Source organism: Leisingera sp. XS_AS12, from assembly GCF_041224635.1.
Taxonomy (GTDB): Bacteria; Pseudomonadota; Alphaproteobacteria; order Rhodobacterales; family Rhodobacteraceae; genus Leisingera.
Window position 1 is genome coordinate 1 of record NZ_JBGFGM010000035.1, and the last position, 566, is coordinate 566.

1 protein-coding gene is annotated in these 566 nt (G+C 68.6%); it reads left to right on the forward strand.

Annotation, left to right across the window (positions count from 1 at the left end; all coding sequences use genetic code 11):
* Positions 1–566 (forward strand): methyl-accepting chemotaxis protein (locus AB9K35_RS00445; RefSeq protein WP_369923952.1); only part of this gene is annotated, 566 nt, incomplete at both ends.

Genomic DNA, 566 nt, shown 5'->3' on the forward strand with positions numbered 1-566 from the left:
CCGCCGGAATACGAACAGCTGCGGCAGAATTTCAACAGCACTGTCAGCAACCTGAACGCCACCGTGCAGCAGGTGATCGCGGCCTCCGGCAGCATCCGCAGCGGCGCCGCCGAGATCAGCCAGGCCTCCGACGACCTGTCACACCGTACCGAAAGCCAGGCCGCCACCCTCGAGCAGACCGCTGCCGCGCTGGACGAGCTGACCGCGAGCGTGAAATCCGCCGCCGAGGGCGCGCGCAGCGTCGAGGCGACGATGCAGCAGGCCCGCGATGAGGCCGAGACCAGCGACGCCGTGGTCCAAAGCGCCGTGGCCGCGATGACCGAGATCGAGCAATCCTCGGCCCATATCAGCCAGATCATCTCGGTGATCGACGACATCGCCTTCCAGACCAACCTCCTGGCGCTGAACGCCGGGGTCGAGGCCGCGCGGGCGGGCGAGGCCGGCAAGGGCTTTGCGGTGGTCGCAAGCGAGGTGCGGGCGCTGGCGCAGCGCTCGTCCGAGGCGGCGATGGAGATCAAGACGCTGATCTCCGACAGCTCCAAGCAGGTCGAGCGCGGCGTGGATCT